This window comes from Enterococcus sp. 2STP (assembly GCF_032465635.1).
GTDB classification, from domain to species: domain Bacteria; phylum Bacillota; class Bacilli; order Lactobacillales; family Enterococcaceae; genus Enterococcus_B; species Enterococcus_B lactis.
In genome coordinates, this window is the sequence record NZ_JAWDJH010000007.1 from 46,921 (window position 1) to 70,020 (window position 23,100).

General features: G+C 38.0%; 19 protein-coding genes. 2 read left to right on the top strand and 17 right to left on the bottom strand.

What is annotated here, in order from left to right; all coding sequences use genetic code 11:
- Positions 1 to 130: 130 nt before the first annotated feature.
- The 14 genes from RWU19_RS01610 to RWU19_RS01675 all read right to left on the bottom strand — a co-directional run bounded on the left by RWU19_RS01610 (position 131) and on the right by RWU19_RS01675 (position 16,732).
- Positions 131 to 1,024, bottom strand: coding sequence for a polysaccharide deacetylase family protein (locus tag RWU19_RS01610; protein ID WP_316032181.1), 894 nt, complete (start codon positions 1,022 to 1,024; stop codon positions 131 to 133).
- Positions 1,025 to 1,393: 369 nt separating this feature from the next.
- The gene (locus tag RWU19_RS01615; protein ID WP_316002643.1) at positions 1,394 to 1,888 is read right to left on the bottom strand and encodes an N-acetyltransferase family protein; all 495 of its coding nucleotides are present in this window, start codon (positions 1,886 to 1,888) and stop codon (positions 1,394 to 1,396) included.
- A gap of 93 nt (positions 1,889 to 1,981) precedes the next feature.
- Positions 1,982 to 2,797: a PHP domain-containing protein gene (locus RWU19_RS01620; RefSeq protein WP_316002642.1), complete on the bottom strand. Its 816-nt coding sequence runs from the start codon at positions 2,795 to 2,797 to the stop codon at positions 1,982 to 1,984.
- A gap of 26 nt (positions 2,798 to 2,823) precedes the next feature.
- Positions 2,824 to 3,711 carry a PhnE/PtxC family ABC transporter permease gene (locus RWU19_RS01625; RefSeq protein ID WP_083314209.1) on the bottom strand — a complete coding sequence of 296 codons (888 nt, stop codon included), beginning with the start codon at positions 3,709 to 3,711 and terminating at the stop codon, positions 2,824 to 2,826.
- Positions 3,711 to 4,508 (bottom strand): phosphate/phosphonate ABC transporter permease, encoded by a 798-nt coding sequence (locus RWU19_RS01630; RefSeq protein ID WP_316002641.1) that lies wholly within the window; start codon positions 4,506 to 4,508, stop codon positions 3,711 to 3,713. Before RWU19_RS01630 ends, RWU19_RS01625 begins: the two co-directional genes overlap by 1 nt.
- Before the next feature lie 11 nt (positions 4,509 to 4,519).
- Entirely contained in the window at positions 4,520 to 5,272 is a 753-nt protein-coding gene (gene phnC, locus RWU19_RS01635) for a phosphonate ABC transporter ATP-binding protein (RefSeq protein ID WP_010732263.1), read from the bottom strand.
- Positions 5,273 to 5,296: 24 nt separating this feature from the next.
- Entirely contained in the window at positions 5,297 to 6,334 is a 1,038-nt protein-coding gene (locus RWU19_RS01640) for a phosphate/phosphite/phosphonate ABC transporter substrate-binding protein (RefSeq protein WP_316002640.1), read from the bottom strand.
- Positions 6,335 to 6,646: 312 nt separating this feature from the next.
- Positions 6,647 to 8,368 carry a DUF4091 domain-containing protein gene (locus tag RWU19_RS01645; protein WP_316002639.1) on the bottom strand — a complete coding sequence of 574 codons (1,722 nt, stop codon included), beginning with the start codon at positions 8,366 to 8,368 and terminating at the stop codon, positions 6,647 to 6,649.
- Complete coding sequence (locus RWU19_RS01650; RefSeq protein ID WP_316002638.1) at positions 8,337 to 9,893, bottom strand: DUF5597 domain-containing protein; 1,557 nt, start codon at positions 9,891 to 9,893, stop codon at positions 8,337 to 8,339. Before RWU19_RS01650 ends, RWU19_RS01645 begins: the two co-directional genes overlap by 32 nt.
- Before the next feature lie 37 nt (positions 9,894 to 9,930).
- The gene (locus RWU19_RS01655; RefSeq protein ID WP_316002637.1) at positions 9,931 to 10,896 is read right to left on the bottom strand and encodes an alpha/beta hydrolase; all 966 of its coding nucleotides are present in this window, start codon (positions 10,894 to 10,896) and stop codon (positions 9,931 to 9,933) included.
- A 4-nt stretch (positions 10,897 to 10,900) separates the two neighbouring features.
- Entirely contained in the window at positions 10,901 to 12,268 is a 1,368-nt protein-coding gene (locus tag RWU19_RS01660; protein WP_316002636.1) for a glycoside hydrolase family 1 protein, read from the bottom strand.
- Entirely contained in the window at positions 12,252 to 13,166 is a 915-nt protein-coding gene (locus tag RWU19_RS01665; RefSeq protein WP_316002635.1) for an ROK family protein, read from the bottom strand. Before RWU19_RS01665 ends, RWU19_RS01660 begins: the two co-directional genes overlap by 17 nt.
- Complete coding sequence (locus RWU19_RS01670; protein WP_070704161.1) at positions 13,166 to 14,512, bottom strand: PTS sugar transporter subunit IIC; 1,347 nt, start codon at positions 14,510 to 14,512, stop codon at positions 13,166 to 13,168. The genes RWU19_RS01665 and RWU19_RS01670 overlap by 1 nt, the downstream gene beginning before the upstream one ends.
- A gap of 15 nt (positions 14,513 to 14,527) precedes the next feature.
- Positions 14,528 to 16,732 (bottom strand): glycoside hydrolase family 3 N-terminal domain-containing protein, encoded by a 2,205-nt coding sequence (locus RWU19_RS01675; RefSeq protein ID WP_316002634.1) that lies wholly within the window; start codon positions 16,730 to 16,732, stop codon positions 14,528 to 14,530.
- A 206-nt stretch (positions 16,733 to 16,938) separates the two neighbouring features.
- Between RWU19_RS01675 and RWU19_RS01680 the strand changes: the two genes are divergently transcribed.
- Positions 16,939 to 18,084 (top strand): AraC family transcriptional regulator, encoded by a 1,146-nt coding sequence (locus RWU19_RS01680; RefSeq protein ID WP_316002644.1) that lies wholly within the window; start codon positions 16,939 to 16,941, stop codon positions 18,082 to 18,084.
- A 119-nt stretch (positions 18,085 to 18,203) separates the two neighbouring features.
- Positions 18,204 to 18,953: a DNA-binding response regulator gene (locus tag RWU19_RS01685; RefSeq protein WP_316002633.1), complete on the top strand. Its 750-nt coding sequence runs from the start codon at positions 18,204 to 18,206 to the stop codon at positions 18,951 to 18,953.
- Between the two features lie 52 nt (positions 18,954 to 19,005).
- On the opposite strand, the gene RWU19_RS01690 is transcribed toward RWU19_RS01685, so the two are convergent.
- From RWU19_RS01690 to RWU19_RS01700, 3 genes are all read right to left on the bottom strand, one after another.
- Entirely contained in the window at positions 19,006 to 20,265 is a 1,260-nt protein-coding gene (locus tag RWU19_RS01690; protein ID WP_316002632.1) for a GHKL domain-containing protein, read from the bottom strand.
- Positions 20,266 to 20,341: 76 nt separating this feature from the next.
- A complete protein-coding gene (locus tag RWU19_RS01695) occupies positions 20,342 to 22,069 on the bottom strand; it encodes a hypothetical protein (RefSeq protein WP_316002631.1) in 1,728 nt (575 codons plus the stop codon).
- 13 nt (positions 22,070 to 22,082) lie between these two features.
- Positions 22,083 to 23,099 (bottom strand): DUF916 and DUF3324 domain-containing protein, encoded by a 1,017-nt coding sequence (locus RWU19_RS01700; RefSeq protein WP_123861202.1) that lies wholly within the window; start codon positions 23,097 to 23,099, stop codon positions 22,083 to 22,085.
- Position 23,100 lies beyond the last annotated feature (1 nt).

Genomic DNA, 23,100 nt, shown 5'->3' on the forward strand with positions numbered 1-23,100 from the left:
GCAAAATCTATCTGATTTGTATCTAAATCCTATACTTTAGAAAAATTCAAAAAAGGTTGTGACAAAATTTTGTCACAACCTTTTGATAAAAGCGGTATTTCAGAAGTAGCTACTCCGAAAAATAATTTCTTTACTGGACTGGCCGATGATCGTTTCTGCCATAATAGTTCTCGACAGTCGTTGGATGCCCTAATAAATCCCCCACTGTCGTGATGCGATACCCTTGCTCTTGCAGATAATCGATCACTTGAGGAACGGCACGAATCGTTTCAGGATAAATATCATGGAATAAAATAATTGCACCATCGTATACTGTTGCTTGGATCTTCTGCAAAATCAAATCAGGATTTCTTGTCTTCCAATCTTCTGAATCGACCGACCATTCGATGATTGGCCGCTGGATAACACTTGCTCCTACACTTGTGATCGAACCATAGGGCGGACGAACGAAAATGGGGGTTTTACCAGTGGCTTTTATGATCTCAGTGTCTGTTTTTGTCACTTCCTCTGTGATCGACCGGGCAGAAAGCGTCGCCAGATCCTGATGATCATATGTGTGATTGCCAATCTCGTGTCCTGCTTCAGCTGTCTGCTTCACAATTTCAGGATGTTGCGCCGTATTTTCTCCTAAAACAAAAAAAGTAGCATGCACGTTTTTTTCTTTAAGTATTTGCAACAGCTGTGGTGTTGTGGTCGCTCCTGGTCCATCATCAAAACTGATGGCAATACTTTTGACAGTTGGGTCTTGGACAGCTTCTGTACTTTCTTGTGTTGGTTCTGGTTCAGTTGATGGACTTTGTGTTGATCTCACTGATTCTTGAGTGGATTCGTTGACGCTAGCTGTTTCAGTCGACTTGTTTTTATTCGTTGATTGTTCTGATTGTTTGAAAGATTGTGACGAACGCTCCGAAGAAGTTGCTTGTCCTTTCTCTTCGCTGATCAAGGAGGCGACCGAAGTGACTTCGAAAAATAAAATACCTAGCAAAGCAATAATTCCAATAACTAAAAAAGACCGTTTTGACATACACATTCTTCCTTTAACCCTTATTTTCGCAGAATTTCTCAAAAAACAAATTTCTTGCTACTTTATTGCTACTTTATCGCTACTTTATTGCTCTATTATCGTTGGTTATTTTAAAATCAACATTCGATAACACTCAACCTAAAGTAAAGGGCTCTCATTTCTTTAGAATTTTCTGCTATTTCCCATTGATACTAGGATAAATGAAAAAAGAATGGCATATGAGATAAACATGTCTTTTTTTTACTGTATTTTGATGGAATACTATGATAATTCAAAAAATTTATCCACACTTTACACTTTTCAATTGAAAACTTCTATGATAATGACCGCTTTCAAGTGTAAAAAACACTTAAAAGCGGTCATTATCTGTTATTCATAAGATTTTCCTAAGATAGTTAAATCAATCCGTTGATTATCCATATTTGCAACTTTAGGTAAATGCCCCCATTGCTCAAACCCATTTTTTTGGAACAGCTTGATGCTCGCTTGATTGATACTAAACACAAAAGCTAAAAGTGTGTCGATCTTACAATCTTTCAGTTGAGATTCAGCAAAGGATAATGCTTTTTGTCCTAAGCCATGTTTTCGATAAGTTGAATCAATATAAATACTTATCTCTGCAGTATTTGCATAAGCTGGTCTCCCGTAAAAATCACTAAGGCTCAGCCATCCTACGATATTTTGATCGATCTTTATGACCCACAACGGGCGTTCTTTGGTTTGATGAGCATCAAACCATGCTTGTCTCGATTCTATTGTTACTGGTTCTAAATCAGCTGTAGATAAGCGAGTAGGAATCGCTTGATTATAAATTTCTACGATTCTAGGCAAATCTTGGATCTGTGATAAAGCAAAGTTGATCATTGTTCACAATCCCCTCATACGTAATTGAGGTTATTATATCACTATCCTTCCTTGCTTCAATCATCTTTTGATATTTTTCTGAAAAATTGTTTTTCAATTACAGAGTAGTTGATCGGGAAATTCTCGCGTATCTGTAATCAAGGTCCTGCCGAATCCTGCAGATCCCCTTATCCCATGAAAGTCAGAACCTCCGAAACAAGAAAAATGATAGGTTTGGATGAACTCTGAAAGGACTTTAAGGTCTCTTAAGCGATGAGCTGGATGATATTTCTCCAAACCATCAATCCCGAATGAAGCGAGTTCAGGAATCAAATCATAGTTGTCAAATTTCCCTGGACATGCTAAAACAGTCAATCCTCCGCCGTATTTGATTGCTTCTATGGCATCATATACATTTATTTTTTTCCGATCATCAGAAACTTCTTCTGTCGTCATGAGTTTTTGATAAAACAGAGGATTCATTTGTGTACCATAACCTCTTTTTTTCAATAAACGATATAAATGACAGGGATAAAGTGCGGTTGCCGTCTCTGCTTCCTTCCAAAGTTCTTCTTCCTTCAAACGATAGCCTTCTGCCTGCAGTTTTTTTAACTTACATAAAGTTTGATTTGTTTGAAAATGGAGTAACGGTCTGCACAACTGCTCGATATAGCTCCGATTTGAAAGATTATAGCCCAATATGCGGACATCTTTTTGTCTTTTCAAGTCAAAGGCACTAATTTCGATTCCTTCAATCAAATTAACAGGTGAATCATAGAATACTTCTTTTACTGCTTCTATCCCTGCGAATGTATGATGATCCACGATGGCTAAATGGTTTACTTCTTGGGTTGTTGCTAAAGACAAAAGCTCTTTTGGATGAAAAAAACCATTCGAATAGCAGCTGTGCACATGTAAATCTGCCTTCATTCCCGTTCTCCTCTTTCTATAAAAATTTATGTTTTGACTATATATTTTTCTTTTAATTTCAAAGAAATGAATTCTAGCAATACAGCAATCGTCAAGATCATATAGACCATTACACCAATCTCTCGAAAATCAAAATAAAAGTTACTAGCCATCGTCAACTGAAAGCCTAATCCTCCTGCACCAGCTGCAGCTCCTACTGCGATCGCATTTGTAAAATTGATTTCAAACCGGATGAATGTCCAAGAAAGCAACGTCGTAAAACAATGAGGGAGAACACTTTGAAAAACAATCTGCCACCAGCTTGCTCCACATGCTTTCAAACTTTCAATCATACCAGATTCCATTTCTTCGATACTTTCAGAATAAACTTTTGTCAAATAAGCAATGCTGTGAAAAGACATCCCGATAACTGCAGCATTCGCTCCTAATCCAATCAAAATAGAAAAAATCATGACCCATAAAATTGTGGGAACTGCTCGAATAAACGACATCAGCCCTCTTATCATATTGGAAAGAAAGCCGCTGCTTAAATTTCTGGAAGCTAACAGACTAAGAAAGAAGGCAAGAAAAGCACCAATCACCGTTGTTAAAACAGAGAGGCCAATCGTTACACCAAGGCTTTCTACTAAAGAGAACGCCGTAAATCTTCCAGATAACTGTGGACGTAAGAAAATATTGAACATATTGGAAAAAAAAGCAGAAACGGCTTCTGTTAATTTGACATTCCCGTAATCCATCGTGATTACCGTATATACAGAAACCAAACATAAAAATAGGAGCATAAGCTTTACAATGATCCGTTCTTGACGCCATAGTTTTACTTTTATTCTTTGATTTCTTTTCCTGAATGCCACTTTCGAATAAGAGGTTGGATTAAGTATGGCATTCGTTTCATTTGTCTGATAATCCATCATCAGCGGATCATCCTCCTTACTGTATTCGAAGTCGTCTCCAATACGATAACTGCGATAATGACAGTCAGCGTAACCATTCCGACTACATCGTATTGGAATCTTTTGTAATAAAAGTCAAATAAAAAACCAATACCAGTTCCTGTCAGTATCCCGACTAGCGTAGCATCCCGAATATTATTTTCAATTAGAAAAATGAGCCAGCTAAGGAGCTGATTCAAACACATCGGCAAAACACCTTGCCAGATGATTTGCAAATAGGAAGCTCCTGATGCCATCATCGCTTCAATGACGCTGCCAGATACTTCATCGATCGTTTCCATGAAGGAACGAGTCAAATAACCAAATGTCGTAAAAGTAATCGCCAAATAGCCGGTAAATTCGTTTTGTTTGAAACTTAGCAACAAAATCATTGCCCATACGACGATAGGGACATTTCTGAAAAAACTCGCCATGCCTCTAGCCATCACTTTTGTGAAACGATTCAACCCGATTTCTCTTGAACCAATCACAGCTGCTATCAAGGCAATTACAGCACCTGATGTCGTAGCAGTCACTGCCATCAGTATCGTCTGGATGAGTCTAGACACGATGATCGATAAATAGGCTCGAGAATCGTTTGTCGGAATAAAGTTGGAGAATAGCCAGGTAAAACTTTTGGGTATAGCAGAAAAAGCTGTTCCTGCCTGAAATCCAACGCCATGGGCTGAAATAAAATAAAGAAAAGCAATCAGCAAAATATAAAACAAGCGATATCTTTTTTGTTGTCTGAAAAATTTTTCTGCCTCTATCTTTTCCATTCTCTCATCCTTTACACTAATAATTTTTTAGATTGATAGATCGTTTCTATTTTTTCTTTTGTTAACTCAGACGGTCTTCCTTCAAATACGATTTTTCCACTATTCACTCCAATGATCCTATCGGAATAATCGATGGCTGTTTCCACTTGATGCAAGTTGACAAGGCAAGTAATCGCCAATTCATTGGTTATTCTTTTTAAGTAATCCATGATTGTTTTAGCAGATTTTGGATCAAGAGAAGCTATTGGTTCATCACATAAAATCAGTGCCGGATTTTGCATGAGTGCTCTGGCGATTCCGACCCGCTGCTTTTGTCCACCACTTAATTCGTCACATCGAGTGTACGCAAATGCCGAAAGATCGACCTTTTCTATAAGATCAAAAGCCTGTTCTTTTTCTGCTTCTCGATAAAGCCCAGCAGCTCCACCGAGCGTTGTTTTATAACCCAAGCAGCCATGCAGTACATTTTCGATTACGGTAAGACGACTGACAAGATTATAGTGCTGGAAAATCATACCAATACGTCTTCTTTTCTTTCGCAGTTCTTTTCTTTTCAGTTCATTCATTTCCCTCTCCTCAAATCGGATCCTCCCACTATCTGCTTCGATCAATCGATTGATCGTACGCAAGATAGTAGATTTCCCCGCCCCAGAAGGTCCGATGATCGAAACAAATTCTCCTTTTTCAAGTGAAAATGAAATGTCCTGCAATGCTTGATTTCCGTTTGGATAGGTTTTTGTAATATTTTTTACTTCTAATAGCATTTGGCTGTCCTTTCCAGTCTCTTCTTATTTATTCATTTCTTTGATTTCATCGTAAAAATCATCTGTGACTTCCACATATCGCTCATTTCCTTCTTTTGTGAACATCCCTGGGACATCAGCATCTTTTGGTGCAAAAATAGCTGTGTTTTCAGCCGTACTATCGGCAGTCATCCCTTCGATGATCTTATCGATATCTGCTTCCGACAACGTCTCTTTGTTTGCTGCAATTGGTCCATTCAAGACCGGTATGGAAAGAATGACTTGTGCTTGTTCCCCTTGCACTGTGTCAAAAGGAGCTTGAGCATCTTTTTTTACTTCGTAAATGACTCCTGCCTTGTTTTCTTCTCCTTGGATCACATCAAAATATTGTGGCATATTCATAAAAGCAGCTACATCCGCGTCACCTTTTAATAAATTGATCATCGATCCTTGATGAGACCCACCAAACAACACTTTTTCAAAGAATAGGCCATCCATGATAAGATCATCTGTATTCTTTAAATCAAAATGTTCAGCGATTTTGTTGCTCGGTACAGTAAAACCAGAAGTTGAGGTATTCGTGACGAAAGAAATCGTTTTGTCTTTGATTGGATCAATCGTATAGCCACCTGTTTCTTCATACTCTTTGCTGTTTTCTGGTTTCACCGCTAAAAAGCTGTAATATAACGCGTCTTCCAGCGTTCCGCTTGGCCCAGAATTGGTCAAGATGGCTTCTACTTGCTCATTTTTCTTGTTTGCTTCGATATAACCTTCTGCACCCATATAAGCTAAGTCTACTTGTCCATTTGCAATAGATTCCACGACCACGTTGTAATCTGTACTTGTCACTAATTCGACTTTCTTATCTGTAGCTTTTTCAACCACCGCTTTTACCGCTTCTCTTGCCGGTTCAAACTCTGCAGCAGATTCATTAGGGTAAAAAGCAATTTTGATCGTATCAGAGGATTGTTTTTGATTACCACTTACTGTCTGATTGGACGAACGACAACCTGCTAACACTATTAGTGTTGTTATTAATACTATACGCACCATTGTTTTTTCTATTTTTTTCAACTCAAACATATCTTATGCTCCTTTTATTTATTTGCTACATCTTTAGTGTACCTTCTATTTGTAAAGTTCTAATTTGTATCCTTCTTAATTCAAATAAAGATTGTAAAAACTATGTAAACACGTGATTTCTCTATTCAAAAAGTTTATCTAAGCAGGAACAAGGTTCTTTGCCTCTTTTCGGCTGGTTAGACCTAAACCGCTTTAAACAAAGATTTACAAAACTCGCTGTGCTGGAAATATTTTTACGACGGATTCTTTCCTATTTCGGTTAAAAACAAAAAGCATGACCTGCAACATGCAGGTCATGCTTTTCATTCACTCTTACTTGATTAAAGGAGAAGTATCTGTGATAATTGCGATCAATTTCTTTCTTAACTGATCGAATTGACGATACGATTGATTGAATAATGTTTGCACAGACTGATGGCTGTTTTCCATCCAATTTTCTGGCTTTTCCTCTCCAAGAAAATCAGCTAGAAGCTGGTCTGTTTTTGTTTTGTTTATTTTCTCCGCTTCTTTTAGCAGATAAAAATCTTCTACACCACGATACAGTTCTTTATAGCGAAGAGACAAGAGCAGGCTGCCAGAGACAGATGGATAGACTAAGCACAAGTCACCAATTGGAAGTGAACTAGTATTATAACGGATATCTTCTCTTGCATGTTCCGGCCAGCAGTTATATGCCCACCTCAGCAGACCATCCGTTCTAAAATAATAAGCTAATGCGCCTTGTAACCGGCTTTCTGTCAATGGACTGTGTAAGAATGTATTTGGTTTATCTGGATAATTACAGATGTAGTATTGTGTTTTTCCAGGAAATTGTTCCTTCAGCCATCCATGGTTTTGACAAGTACAATAAAAAGATGTGACTGGATAGTCGATTTCTGAAATCAAGGCTTGTAAGACTGGTTCCTTGTCAAATGCCACTTTCAACTGCAACGTTGGTTCGATTTCTTTTAGACGTTTGACAGCTTCTTTAAACGTATCGATTTCGTGTGCTTTTGGCTCATCTGCCATGAGACGAACTTTGTCCCAAATGTTCTTTTTCTTGAAATAGGTAAACAATTGCTGGAAATATTGTCTGAGCTCTTCTTGTTTTTCGATGAATGCCATTTGCTGCATTTCCTCATCATAATAGCGGATCACAAGTTTTTCTGGATGTTCTACTGCTTTATTCAAAGGAAAGAAAGGTGGCTGCCAGACGCCTAAAAGGCCGAACACATCGATTTCTTTATCGATCCCTGCTTCAAAAAAACAAGCTAAATACTTATCCAAAATTGAAAAATCACACTGGATATTTCCTTCTTTTGTTTTGAGGACTTTGACCATTGAGTATTCATACAAGTTAGCTGGGAAATCTTTGACAATATAATTGAACCATCCTTTCCAAGGGATCTCTCCTGCAATGACTGTAATCGTTTTTTGGCCTAACTCAGCTAAGGTTGAAGCCATTGTCTGAATCAGTTCAAAATGTTGATTACTCCAAAGAGGCACTTGGAATGTACGAGAAAGATTAGAAGGTTGCTGCCAAATATCTAAATGGAAGGAATCAGTTACTTTATCACTGAACGTAAAGGCTTCTACGGTTACTTCTAATCGTTTCTGTCCGATGACTGTTTCTTTTGTCGTTATCCCTGCTTGATAAATCGTGATATCTATCGGATAGATACCGGATTTTTGTTGACGATCAACCGGGATTTCTACATAAATAGGAGCAAAGCGATCGCCAGAATAAGTATGTGCGTTTTCTTCCAACAGTTTATCCCCATAGAAAATATCGTCTTTTCCGCAATAATATTCAATAAAATTCGATTTGATTGGCAGTTCCGATTTGATTTCTATCCGGTATATAGGTATTTCAATCGCATCCGGGATCGTAAATTGATCGTCTAAGCTGTAATGATTTTTCTTCCCATCGTGTAGCAATAACTGAAATGCGGCTGTACTATTTCGATAAACAGATAGATTTTCGAGTGGTTCCGGTTCTTGGGCAAGCATACTTGTAGATGGTTTAAAGGTTTCGTTCGTCAGCAAGATATTCATGGACAACCTCCTGTTCTTTTTTCGGATAGGTATATAAAGAGAATTTGATGATTTTAGGCATATTACCGATATACGGTGTATAGCGCTCATCCCCATTCAAAACACGCTCTGTGATCCATTTTTTGCCTTCAAAGTATCCTTCTTCAAAATTCAAAATTTCTGAACGCCGCTCTTCATCTACTGCTTCGTGGAATAGCGCAAAGTTGCACCCAGCAAAAAAATAATCATTTTCTAATTGAAAAAAGAGACCGGCAGTGTTCAGCTGCTCTTTCTTGTCTTTACTTAAATATTTGATCAAAAATCGGTAATTTTCATCTTGATACTGATACGTCGTGTCCTTTTCCTTTTTAAAAGAATGGATCTTGAGTGTTTCATCCGTTAAAAATGGGGTTAGTTCTTTGATTATTTGATAACACTTAGTAAAATAAGGCAAACTTCCTGTTGGATCAAAAGCCACTTGGTCTAATCCTAACTGTTTCAAGAAAGCCTGATCCTCGTCTATTATAGCTTCCGTACTTTTTCGAAGATCTTCGATTCCAAAAGGAGAATACAAAAGTGCTCCTTGCCCAAATGCATAGAAACAATTGGATAGATAGCTTAGATCTTTTCTTGTTTCTGGTATGAAAAGGGGTTGATCAATCATTTGATAATCTTGAATGATTTCCCGAACATTTTCTTCATAGATGTCTGGAGCAAAAGCCGTTAAGCTAGGTGCATTTTTTGCCCATACGTTTAATACATTTTTTGTAGGCCCACCACTAGGATAGTCGCCCGCGCGTTTTCCTTCTTTATGCAGCCAAGCATTGGTGAACAACGGGATATCTAACCATCTTTTTGCCTCTACTGCCATCTTTTCCAGTGCATGACTAAAGGCGTAGGCCATGAATGTCTCCTCTGGAAGTTCTTGCCAGTTTTTTGCTAGAGGATATAATTCTCTGATTTTTTCTGGAAGTGTGGATCCATATATTTGCCGTGCTTTTCTAGAGTGATCCCTTGCCGTTTCAAGACAGCCGACCTCGTTTTGGATCTGCATCATGCATACTTGATCTTTCAGCGGATGCTGACTGATAAATTGACATAGGCTAGATAATGCGCGACAATCTGCTTCAATTGCTTTCGTACAAAACGGTGAGATGCAGTTTAACTGCTCTTGCTTTTGGTTGACTACTCTAAAATAATTTTCTGTATCTGTCTTGATCCATGAAGGAACATAAGTAGATAAACCATTTTTCCATAAACCGAACCATAGAAAAACCAACATGACCTTACTTTCAGCCGCTTTTTGTAACTGGGCTTCTATCAAATCAAAGTTGAATACTCCCGGACTTGTCTCGATATTTTCCCAATAAACAGGTACAAGCAGGGTGTTCAATCCGAGATTATTCACGAATGGCCAAATATTTTTTTCCATAGAAAGCACCGTGGAAGCTGCTGAATTATGCACTTCTCCGCCTAAGAGAAGACAGGGTTTTTCATCCATGAGAAAATAGAACCGATTGTTCTTTTTGATTACTTCATATTTCATTTGTTTCCTCCGAGTATCGATTCTTTTATAGGAAAGTTCAACGGCACCAAGTCAATTCATTTACCCATTGACTGATCTTTGTTTTTGGAAATTTCTCTGGCGAAACCTCACACAGCTGGTTGAAGGACAGACTTCGAATGATTTTGTACCTACTTCTATCGGCTAAAAATGGCAGATGTTCAAGTAAGATCGATTGATTGGCTTCAATAGCGTATAAATTTTTGATTGGTACTTGCCAAATGTCTTCTATTTTTTGCGTAGTTTCCGCAGCTGCTTGTGCCCAAATGATTTCCAGCCACTCGATACAAAGCTCAAACCACTTGGCAAATCGAGGGTCCACCATCTCTTCACTATTTCCACTCCACTTATTTCCTAATGATAATCCGTGCTTTCCTTTTTGAAAAATGTGTGTTTCAAATGGTACATCGTTTTCTTCTAACGCTCTTAAATACAAAAGAGAATTCTCGATAGGCACCACATTATCTTCGAATGTAGAAAACAAAAAAGTAGGTGGCGTTTGCGGTGTCACACACATTTCCAAAGAAGGAGCCTGAATCTTCATCGCTTCTGCAAAGGAGCTTAAGATGGCCGGATAAGCAAGGATACAAGCACTTGGTTTTCGATCGGACAAAGTAGACAAAGCGGCTGCTAAATGCCCACCGGCAGAAAAACCGATCACTGCAATTTTGGTTTGATCGATTTTTGCTTTTTCAGCTAGTAAGGCTATCAGATCCATGCTTTTTTCTGCATCCGCCAGTGCTTTGTGGAAATCACGGTATTCTCCAACGTGATAGCGCAGCACACCCGCATGATAGCCTTCAGCAGCAAATTTCAATGCAATCGGTTCTGCTTCTCTTTCACTGCAAAATCCGTACCCTCCTCCTGGAATCACTAGTATAAACGGACGTTTGTCAATACGGTGAAATTCGGGCTTTTCTTCATGAAGATAAACCGTTAGAGTCGTATTGGCTTCGTTGTCAATAGTCATCGTATCGATCTGCATAGGCTTACTCCTCTTCGTTTGATCCATTTTCAGCAATCAATTTTTGGTACCAATAAAAGCTATCCTTTTTATAACGATCCAGCGTCTTCAAAGAATCGTCTGTTCGATCAACATAAATAAAACCGTATCTTTTTTCGATTCCTTCATGGGTGCTGATCAAATCGATCGCGCTCCACGGACAATAACCAATCACCTCTACACCATCTTCCATTGCTAGATACATTTGCTGGATATGCTGTTTCAAATAGTCGATGCGATACTTGTCATGGATTTTTCCATCTTCTGTTAATTGATCTTTTGCTCCTATTCCGTTTTCGGTTATCAATAACGGTAAACGATATCTTGAATAGATCTCATTTAACGTATAACGGAACCCTTCTGGATCGATTGGCCAGCCGAATTCAGTCATTGGCAAATGTGGATTCGTTGTCGCTTGAAAGAAGCCGGGGATACCAAAGCCAGATTGCTGATCGATCTTGTTCTCTTTTTGATAATAGGCTGAAACAGTCATGGTATTGTAATAATTAAAAGCGATATAATCGCATGTACCTTCTAACATGATTTTTTTGTCTTCTTCTGTTACTTCAGGACAGGCATTGATTTTTGACAAAATGTTCCAGGCATTATGGTTATAGACACCATAAACCGCAGCATCTAAAAACAACCAGTTTCTTAAAGCACTCATATTCATTGCAGCCAACTGGTCTTCTGGTTTATCAGAAGCAGCATATACACTGGCAATGTTCGGCGCGGGTCCGATCTTTCCTGGATAATTCCCATCATGATAATTTTTCGTGACCAGTGCTTGAGCAACGAGCATATGATGGTTTTCTTGAAACTTTTCTTTCATTGATTTATTACTTGTACCAATGATCGAACCAGCTAAAGCCATGACATTTTGTTCATTGATTGTTTGCCAATAGTTTACTTCTTGACCGAATGTGTCAAAAAGCAGCTGGCAGTAATCAGCGAAAGCTTGGATTGTCGCCCTATTTTCCCAGCCTCCATTTTCATGGATCTCATAAGGCAAATCAAAATGGAACACCGTCACGATCGGCTCGATCTCATTTTCCTTCAATAATGCAATGAGTTTCTTATAAAACTCCAGCCCTTTTGGATTAACCTTTCCATTGGACATGACTCTACTCCAAGAAATCGAGAACCGATAAGCTTTTAACCCTAGCTCTTTAAATAAACGAACATCTTCCTCAAAGCGATGGTAATGATCTACCGCCACTTTGAAATCACTTGTTCCGTCAGGTATTTCTTTCATATCTTGAACAGACGGCGCTTTATCGTCTGCATCCCAAGCTCCCTCTGTCTGATACGCACTAGTGGAAGCTCCCCATAAAAAATCAGTTGGAAATCTCATTCAATCGTACTCCTTTCGCTGCACCGATCAGATTTGCTTCAGACTCAAAGGCGGCAGCTTCTATCGTCATTTTCGTAATCGTTTGTTCGATCATCGGCGACACAGAAAAGATGGCTTCATAGTTTTTCTGGATATCACGGATCAGCCTTTTTTGTTTACTGATTCCACCGCCAATAATCATTTTGTCCAAATCCAGCAAACATTGGATATTGAAACAGAGAATCGCTACTTGATTGCAGTATGTGCGATATAAAGTTTGTGCTTGTTCATCTTCTTTTTGATATAGATAATCAAATACAAGAGGTCCTTCTGGTTCACACTGAAATAATTTTGCCAGTTCTTCTACTAATCGAACAGCTGACAAATTGATTCCTGCAAATGATTCAGCCCCATTTATCCCACGATCTTGTATCAAGAAACTAACTTCTCCAGTTTGACAATGCGGCCCTTTTCTCACCTGCCCATCCAGCAAAAGTCCAACACCGACGCCTGTTCCTAGAATGATCCCTGCACCATTTTCAATCCCTTTTAAATGACCGAAACTTGCTTCTCCCAATACAGCAGCTTTCGCATCATTTTCTATAAACACACGAACGGGCAGCCGTTTTTCTATTTCTTGCTTTAAATTGACTTCATTCAGGCATGCGACTGCTCCACCAAAAAAGACGGTTGACGCTTCTTTCACCGCACCAGGAACAGAAAATCCAACAAATTCAATGGGTTCGAGCTGCTGATAAGAACGGATCAATTCGACAAGGGCAAGGATAAAATTGTCCTTATCTGTTTTTGGTGTCTCTATTTGTCTTTTTTCTCTTATTTGCGTATCCATTATTAAAGCTGACTTGATATACGTTCCACCGATATCGATACTTAATGTCCACATGCTTTTCCCCTTCATTATGCTTCGACTTCTGCATTGATGATTTTTTCTGCTTTCGTTTCTGCTTCTTCTTTTTCCAGCGCCGCTTCTAACTCTAGTTCTTTCTTATCTGCGATCTTAATGAATGGGTACCACATCACCACACCGATTGCCATACAAATAACCATCAGGATCGTGTAGTTCAGTCCGCCTGATAAAGGCATCTTCACAAATGTAGGAGTTGTCCAAGGTAATAGCGACATCGTCGGATTCAAAGAAATCGGCAATATGGTAGTGGTTAATCCCCATGTAACGAATCCTGCAATCAATTGTGTAAAGATTTGTGGAATAAAGAAAATCGGATTCAAGATGATCGGCATCCCAAACATCAATGGTTCTGTCACATTGAATAAGGATGGAACGAAAGATAATTTTCCTAACTGTCGCATTTTGGCTGATTTGCTTTTAATCATGAAAAATGTCACGAATCCCATGAATCCAGCTGCGTACATCCCCATGTAGATAACAGATGGAATTAAATAGGGTAATGCTTTTCCTTCTTGGAAGGCAGCAATGTTCCCAACGACCATCGTCATACTGATTGCGCCTAAAGGTCCTTGCAAAACAGCATTGTGGATACCGAAGAACCATAAAACAGCTAATAATTCCATGATAATGATGATCGATAACGGACTCGCTACTAAAGAGTTCAATGGGGCATTGATTACATCAATAAAGAATTGGAAAATCGTTCCTGATTGTGTCAAACCAAACAATACTCGCAAAGCAAATACAACAACAAAAATGATTGTAACGACAAATACTGGTGACAAAGATTGTGTGACCATCGGCGGCACACTTTCCGGTAATTTGATCATAATATTTTTCTTAGCTAAGAAGGCATAGAAACGGGTAATGAGCAAAGCGACAAGCATACCGATAAACAATCCTTGACCACCCAGATAATCCAATCGCAACGCACCGACTGCTTGTTCGACTGCTTTGCCGTCTTGTGTAACAGTCGTCATGACGGATTGCGGCATCAGCATAATGAAACTTGCCAAAGAGATGATGGATGCATTCCGTTCATTGGTCCCTAATTGTTTTGCATAAGAGAAAGCTAAACTGTATACGACATACAACGAGAAAACACCTGTAGCGCCATTAGTGATTGCTTCCACATGAGGAAAAATCCCCACATTTTTCAAAAAATCGATCCAGCCTGGAAATGGGAAATTTCCAATAATCGTAATGAAGGCAATCCCTAATGTAATTGGGCTTGTTCGGATAAATCCTTCCATCAATGCGGCTAACACTTTGTTCTTTTGTAATTTCTCCGACATCGGCAATAGTCTGCTGCTTAAAAACTGTTCTAATTTTTCCATCTTTCTTCTCCTTTTTTATAATTGAATTGTACGGACATCTTCTGAATCTACTGTCGAGAGAGAAAAAGTAAATTCGCCAGACTCCCAAATTTTTTCCCCTTGATTGTTATAAAACATAAGTGCTTCTTTTGATACTGTATAGTTAATCAATTTTTTGTCATCTGCGTGTATGGAAACGACTTGACTCGCAATCAACCGTTTGACTGGTTGCACAATAGAGGCTGTCTTGTCTTTTACATAAATGTGGATAACTGTTTCTATTGGTGTTGCTGAATGATTAACTGCTTCATAAATAAATTGCAGCTTATCTTCTTGATCCTGTATCTCCTGCCAGTTTGCTTCGACTTTTCCATATGTTTTCCCGGCACCAAAAGCAAATAGCGGCTCATTGGATTCATCAATATACTTAGACACAAAACGGGTCGAATGCGTACTTGTTTCTAAAGGTCGGCCAGTTGAAGCATGTGCATAATAGATTGGGACCTGCCCCTCACTCCGTGGGAACGTCATACTAAGTCGAGCACTTGGCACTGCTTCCCCTGCAAGAAGATTGGCAATACCGATGCCTCCCATCGTTCCAGGATACCAAACGAGCAGCAAACTAGAAAAATAAGGTTCGATCTCTGTTAGGACCAGCGGACGTCCGGTATATAAAATCCCTACGATTGGTTTATCCAATGCTGCTAACGCTTTGATCAAACGTTTTTGCTTTTCAGGTAATCGAAGGTTGGTTTTAGAAGCTCCTTCTCCACTTTCTAAAAATTGTTCACCAATCGTCAGCAAAATCACGTCAGATTTTTCAGCAGTTTCCAATGCTTCTTGGATTAACGTTTCCTCGTCCTCAATCGTTCCATTCAGTTGTTCAATTCCGGCTTTTAACGGTCCAAATGGTTCATAGGAATCAAACAGGTTGAATCCTTTTGCAAATAGCAGCTGTTCTTTTGAAAAATGCTGTTCTAGTCCATCTTTGAGCGGGATACTATCTTGTGGTTTACCACTTACAGAGGCCCAGAACCCAATTGTCAGGCGACTTTTGCCGTAAGGTCCGATAACTGCGATTTTCTGATGTTTTTTTAATGGTAGTGTGTCGTCATTCTTCAAGAGGACACAACTCTTTTCGACTAGCTTGACTGCTACTTCTTTCGATTCTTCCGTCAAGATTTCTCCTGTGTTCTCTTCTTCGAGTCCTCGATACGGATCTTCGAATAATCCAAGTTTGTTCTTCAAGACTAAGATTCGCCATACTGCCTCATCCAACAATTGCAAGATTTCTTTGTTTTCTTCTACTAATTTTTCTAAAGAATTGGCATAGACAGAAGTCATCATATCGAAGTCCACACCGGCTTCTAACGCCTTTTTAGCTGAGTCTGCTTGATCTTTCGTGTAGCCATGTACTTGCAACTCTTCAATAGCCGCATAATCAGAGACCAGTACACCGTTAAAGCCGAACCTCTTTCGAAGAATCTCCCGGTTCAGCCAGCGATTACCGGTAGAAGGTACGCCATTCAACACATTGAATGCGGTCATGACTAGTAAACAATCGGCTTCAACTGCCGCTTGATAAGGAGCAAGGTATTCATTGAAGAGACGTTGGTTGGACATATCGACAGTATTGTATTCCCTTCCAGCTTCTGGGGCACCATATCCTGCAAAATGCTTGATACATGCACCAACACGGTATTTGTCAATCAATTGGAGATTGTCTCCTTGGTATCCTTGGACAGCGTGTTTAGCAAACTCTTTTGCAGTATATACATCCTCTCCTGGAGACTCCATCACCCGTCCCCAACGAGGATCTCTTACTAAATCAAGCATGGGGGAAAATAGAACATGTAGTCCGCTTAAATAACTTTCTTTTGCTGTTTCTTGTGCGGCTTTTTGGATCAATTCAAAATCATACGATCCCGCTTGTGCTAGTGGGATAGGAAAAATGGTGCGAAAACCATAAATAACATCCGACATAAAGAGGAGCGGGATTTTTTTACTACTTTCTTCCATTATTTTTGTTTGGATTTTTTTTAGCTTTTCGGGTTCATTGATATTATAAATGGAACCAATCTGACTTAAATTAAAATCATCAGGAAAACCTAATTCCTTTGTTGGTCCAGTATTCATCACATCACTATCAGTAAACAAGTCACCGTTCAACTGGACTGTTTGTGCGATTTTTTCTTTTATTGTCAAGGAATCGGCTAGTTGCTTTAATTGTTTTTCATCCATTAGTTTCTCCTTTTTTGTAACCGTTTTTACATTTTTAATTATAACGATAAAATTTTCTTTGTTATACAACAAAAGAAGACTTTATATAAAAATAGAAGGAAAATACCTGAAAAATTTAATATTCAATATGTTATTTTTGCGTTACAATGGAAGAAAAAGGATAGACAGGAGGAAAATAATTGAAACAGACAGCGATTTCTAAAATAATGGATTTGTTATACAAAAAATATCTGATTCCCATGGTTTTATTTGATTCAAGCGGCAAAGTTTGCCATCCGGAGATTTCATGGGATATACATCCTATCATGGAGACATTCACCTCACCGAAAGAACATCAGCCCGTATGTTTATTTAATCACTTTCCTTTTATGTTTGCTAAGCTTGATTTTATGACAGACAGCAAACCCTATTCCTTATTGATCGGCCCTTGCGGCATGATTGGAGAATCTCCCGATACATTTCTATTCAAAGACCATGTCTATCACTACGGTATTCACTATACGAAAGAAACAACTGCAGCATTTGAAGAATTCGTTCAGCTTGCCTATGCTTTTCTAACACACCAATTATTGAAAAAAGAGGAATTGCACTGGATTTACCAAAAAGAAATCAAGCAGCGCTCGACCACAGATCAACGATTGGAGGACAGTCTATACGACCGGCGGATGCAAGAATCCACTTTTGATTCTTATCAATTCGAGCTTCGATACACAGAATACATCAAACGGAATCAGCCAGAAAAGATCGATTGGTTATTCAAAAAGATGCAAGAAACGTATCATGTCGAATTATCCGAAAATGAATTAGAAGGTTTGAAGCTGAAATTCTCTGCTTTTGTTGCCATACTGACACGTATCAGTATTGATGAAGGAGTCCCAATCAATCAGGCCTTTAGTTTATCAGATGCCTTGATCCAAGGCTTGTTCCGTATCCATTCTTCTAATGAATGGCACACTTATATGAAAGAGGCGACTTATCGTTTCATGGAACTGATCCATCAGCAACCTCTAGCCGATAAATCCATGCTAGTCAAGCAACTAATCAATTATATAGACAGCCATATTTACGACCGTGTAACGCTTGACGAGCTAGCTGAGACATTTGACAAGCACAAAACACATCTTTCTGCTTTATTCAAAAAAGAAATGGGCCAAACGATCCACTCCTACATCCAAGAACGGAAGATCAATGAAAGTAAACATTTGTTGCTTTTTACGGACAAGAGTTATAAAGAAATCAGCGTATTGCTTTCATTTGCAAGTCAAAGCCATTTTATTCAGGTCTTTAAAAAAACAACTTCCCTTACGCCAAGAGAATACCGCGATCAACATTATGCTTATTCCGTCCATTAAAACGATAAAAGTGTATATTTTCTGATTAATAAAAAAACAAATATCATTTATATGATGAAATTTATAGAAAAAATCTGTTATACTAATCGTAATGAAATCTGTCTTAGGGGAATCGAACCATGAAAATCTACTACATTGAAGATAACTTGTTTCATCAGGAATTATTGAAGAAAGAATTACTAAAACATAAAGAGTTGAGTGCCCTCTCTCTTCAAATATACCCGAACAGCGAGTTGGAAACGATTTATAAGCGTTCAGATACACTGGTCTTTTCTTCTTCTGATTTGTTTATTATCGACATTGATTTAAAGACATTGCATAGTGGCATTGATTTTGCTAAAAAAATACGGAACAAGAATCCAGAATGCTCGATTATTTTTCTATCAAACGATAATACACGCGGATTAGAAATCATTAATCAGCAGATTCGCCCAGATCGCTATCTTGATAAATCAAACTTAGAAGAAGTTGCACAATCATTGAAACAGCTACTTTTAGAAAAATTGGAAGCTCAAAAACAATCTTCCTCTATCATTGAACTGCAAGGCGCCACAAAGGTCTTTTTGATTGCGCCAGATGAAGTCAACTATATCTCAACGATCAATGGTTCTCGTTCCACCTTGGAATTTTATGGAACAAATGAGAACTTCGTTATTCATGATAAAATGAAAAATATCAAACAAAAATTCCAAGACTATCATTTCTTTAATGATCTGAAAAGTTTTTCTATCAACCCATTCAATATCAAAGAAGTAGATAAACAAATGATGGAAGTTCATTTCAAAAATAAAGATACACTTCTTTTAAGTTCTTCTAGTGTAAAAAAATTGTTACGCCATATTGACCAACTAAAACAAACAAACGGGTAGGACATGTCTGTCCTGCCCGTTTTTAACTTCCTTATTCCACTTTGTTAGCTATTCATACAGTTTTACTGATTGACTTCTCATAAATCGTCAATTCCAAGACAAACATTTTCGTACGCTTTAAATATTTGATTCCATAGTTGGCATTCAGATATTTATCCGTGATTTTCGAAAAGTTATAAAGACCGAGTCCCCCATTTTTTTTCGTTGAGCTTCCTCTTTTCATCAATTTAGCTAAGCTTGTTGAGGACATATCAGCAGGATTCTCGATTTTGAAATAAAACCGCTCCTTTGTTTGATTGATCGTAATACTGATTGGCTCTTCTTTTCTTGTTTCATCACAATGCTCAATGGCATTATTCAGTGCAATAGATAACAGACGAAGAACATCGATATAATCTGCCTTGATATTATTGATGATATTCAGAACTTGGATATCATAAGAAATGCCAGACTGATTGGCTCTTTCCATAAAATGATAAAAAAGCCCGCGTACTGCCGGATCACTGATTCGCTTCAAGGGATTGTGTCTCGCATCATCGATCGCTTCTAAAGAATAATCCTTTAAATGCGTCAATAGTTTGATAGAATTCTCCTGACTGTCATTCATCAAGCTGTATTCCAACGCAGAAATATAATTCAAATAATCATGACGGAAATCATCTAATTTCTCGTAGTATTCTTTTGTCTCCTGATTGTCTTTCAAATAAAGTTCGATCACTTGGAACTTTTTCTTATATATAATAAAGACAATAAAAAAAGCAGTATAAAAAATACTATATAAAAGCGTGATGATCGAAGTAAGGATATAATCCAACGAGTAAAAACTAATACCTAAATGAAAGATGTAAATCAGCACATAAATCACAACAGATAACATCGTCAAGCCTTTCAGTTTTTTCGTATAGCCACTAAAATAATCGAATATATCATACTTTTGATCTGCTTTTCTGATCAGCAAAAATAAACTAGTTGCTAGTACTAATTCTACTGAAAGATTCAAATAGCTAGTATAAAATCCCAAATACCTTGGGATATCGATTGCTAAGAAAAAGGAAATACCTACCACATTCAATAAAAAATTTTGTAACAGGATCGATAAAAAAATATTTTCTACCAAAAGATATAAAAACCAACACATTGCAGCATAAGCGATTGCAAAGAAAACGAATGTGTATGGAACAAAAAACATATTAGCTATCATTAGCCCCAAATAAAACAAGAGGAATCGCCATTTTGACGCCTCTTTAAACAACAGACTCATCCAAATAAACAAATTTAGATAAGCAATGAGAACAAACATGATTGACTCCATCAACTAACTCCACCCTTTCGCCCCTATCATAACAAAAATAAGAAGGAAAAACAGCCACGTTTCCCCTTCTTATTTTTTATGGTGCTCTTTCAATCGTCCATTCCAACTGTGACTGATATTCACCAGTATAAGCGCCTGGTGAAACAGCTAATCGGAATTGATGGTTCGCATCTTGTTGCAGAGAATAATCCGTAGCATTGTTTTGAACGACTGGCAAGTCTACCGCTGGGTTATTATTGATTAACAGCTTTTCTTCCCCATTCAGATAGGTCAATTGCGCAGGCAAATCTCTTGTTCCGTCAGAAAAAGATGTGGTCTGTTTGACTTTAAGCTGCCAATCTTTCGGAATTCCTGTCGTATCTTCTACAACTACCCCAACAGTTGCTTGTGGTGAAGAATAAACAGTGGTACCGGAAATAACCATCTTATTGAATTGGATCTCCGGATCGATCGATTTAAAGCTGACGTTTCCTTGTTTCAATATGATTTTAAAACTTTCATGATTAGATAACTGACCTTCTGCATCTTTGGCATAAACTTCTACTTGATTATCACCAGTGTTAAGATCAGCGAGAGAAATCTCTTGTGAGAAAGGAAGCCATGAGTCTTTTGCTGTGTTGCTGACATTGTCTTGCAAGACTCTTTCTTGCCCATTCAGCTTATAAAATAAAGAAACAGCATTACTGTCTTTATCTTTCCATTCCCCATCGATCGTCAATGACTGATCTGTTGGAAACACACTGATGGAGGCATTTGCCAAAGAATCAGAGAGTTTGATTTGTGGTGGAACCAATGTTTGGACAAGTGTAATGACCGCATCGTCTTCCGCGACTTGTCCATTACTATCAGAAATTTTGATATGGACATTATTTGTTCCAATGTTCCCTACATTCTTCAAGTCAACTGGGATTTCAAATGTACCATCTTCTTTAAAACTACCATCTGGAATAGGCACTTCTTTACCATCAATCGTCAATACAGGATGGATATCGTCCTTTGCACCAGCCCAAGAACCGGTTAAAGTAGTTTGATAAGAAGAATCGTCTTTTATATCGATTTTTTTGTCTTTAGTAGCTTCGTCAAATGAGATCCCTAAATTTTGGATACTTGGCATAGATGTTGTTAAGATATGATCCCAGTCAAAATTATCGGCTTTGCTGTCATAAACAGCAGCATGTAAGGTGAATTTGTCATTTTTCAATGCTTCTTCTGTCACGGTTGCTTTGTAGCTCAAAATTACTTTATAGCCTTTTTTAACTAATAGATTTGATAAAGAAAACTTATCTTCATAAGGACCATCGTCGTATTCAGTAGTGACTGGTACTTCTGTCATCCGACCAGCATAAGTTAGTGGATCGTTATACATACTGTTTGCTAATGCATTGAATGCCCACATTAGATTACCATATAATTCTTTTGTCGTATCAATAAATCTACCTGTACCGGTTATACCTTCAATTTCATATTTAAATTCAGGCTCTCCTTGTAATTCTAAGCCTTGTGTCTTATCAGGGAACAACATAAGAACAGAAGATTGTTTATACTGATCGGGCAAAGCACCATCATCCACCTTTTCTAAAGTGGTCGTAACCGTTACCGTATCTCCAACTGCTGTATAATTAGGCGAATGATCTTTTTTGTAAGAAATCGATGCTTCAACATGCCCCCCAAGAATTGGTCCTTCGCTAATTTCTGTATAATCAGCTGCCGAAACATCAACGGCGTGAAAACAAATGCTTCCAAAAACACATAAAAAAAACAAACCTAACACATATAATTTATTTAGTGGCTGATTCAATTTCACTTGAAAGACTCACCTACTTTTTTTGTTTAAGTAATTTGTAACTTAAAAATGCGATGATCAATAATAACAAGATTCCGACTGTGATGATAGCTGGGAGATATGGGATTCCTTTGTCTTCTGTCACTGCTTCTTTGTTGATTTTTTTGGCTTTTTCTGACTGGATCGTAAAATCAGTTGTCAGATGCCATGTTTTATCTGTATTGCCTTCGTTGGCATCGATCGTCACCGTATAATCACCAGCTTCGATCTTCTCCTTATTCAAACTGATTGGAAAGTCAAAGTTCGTATTAGGGGCAATCGACATATTCTCCTTTTTTGTTTCATAAAGAACATCTTTTGACCCTTTTTTCGTGATTTTCGCATCAAAATTAACTTTGCTGATGATTCCAGGTGTTGGATTTTGCACATTAGCAAACACAGTCGTATAGGAATTTTGCAGACCAGCTTTTGCTGAGTTCAGTTTCAAATCGGGCGTGACGGCATCTGTATCGTTTTGCAGTTTCACACCGATCACGTACGCATATTTATTACGGATTGCTGTTCCGTCTACTTTTTCACTCACATTATCTTTTTTACTGATGTGTATTCCACCAAGAATGATTCCTTTGAATCGATCTTTTGGCATTTGAACTTGGAAAGTCACATCTTTGGATTCACCAGCTTGTAATTCAATTTCTTGATTTTTAGGAGTGACTAGCTGATTCAATACATATTTAGCAGACGGATCTTTCTTCAAATCTGTTTGTCCGTAGTCAATGACCCCGTTACTGTTTGTGGCAGCATTATTAACATCTACGTTAAAAATCGCTTTTTCTTTTGCTGAGTTAGCTAAATGGATTGAAATCTCTTTTTTTTGATTTGGATCTAATTGCAAATCAAAGTAAGAAACGTTTTTATTTTTTTGAAAGTCGGGAATATTTGCATTGACGCTATACGCTGATTCATTTGAATCAGCGTATGTCGTCAATGGCATCACTACAATACTTAATAAACTAAGAGCAGCAACAAACAATGATTGAAGTTTGTTCATT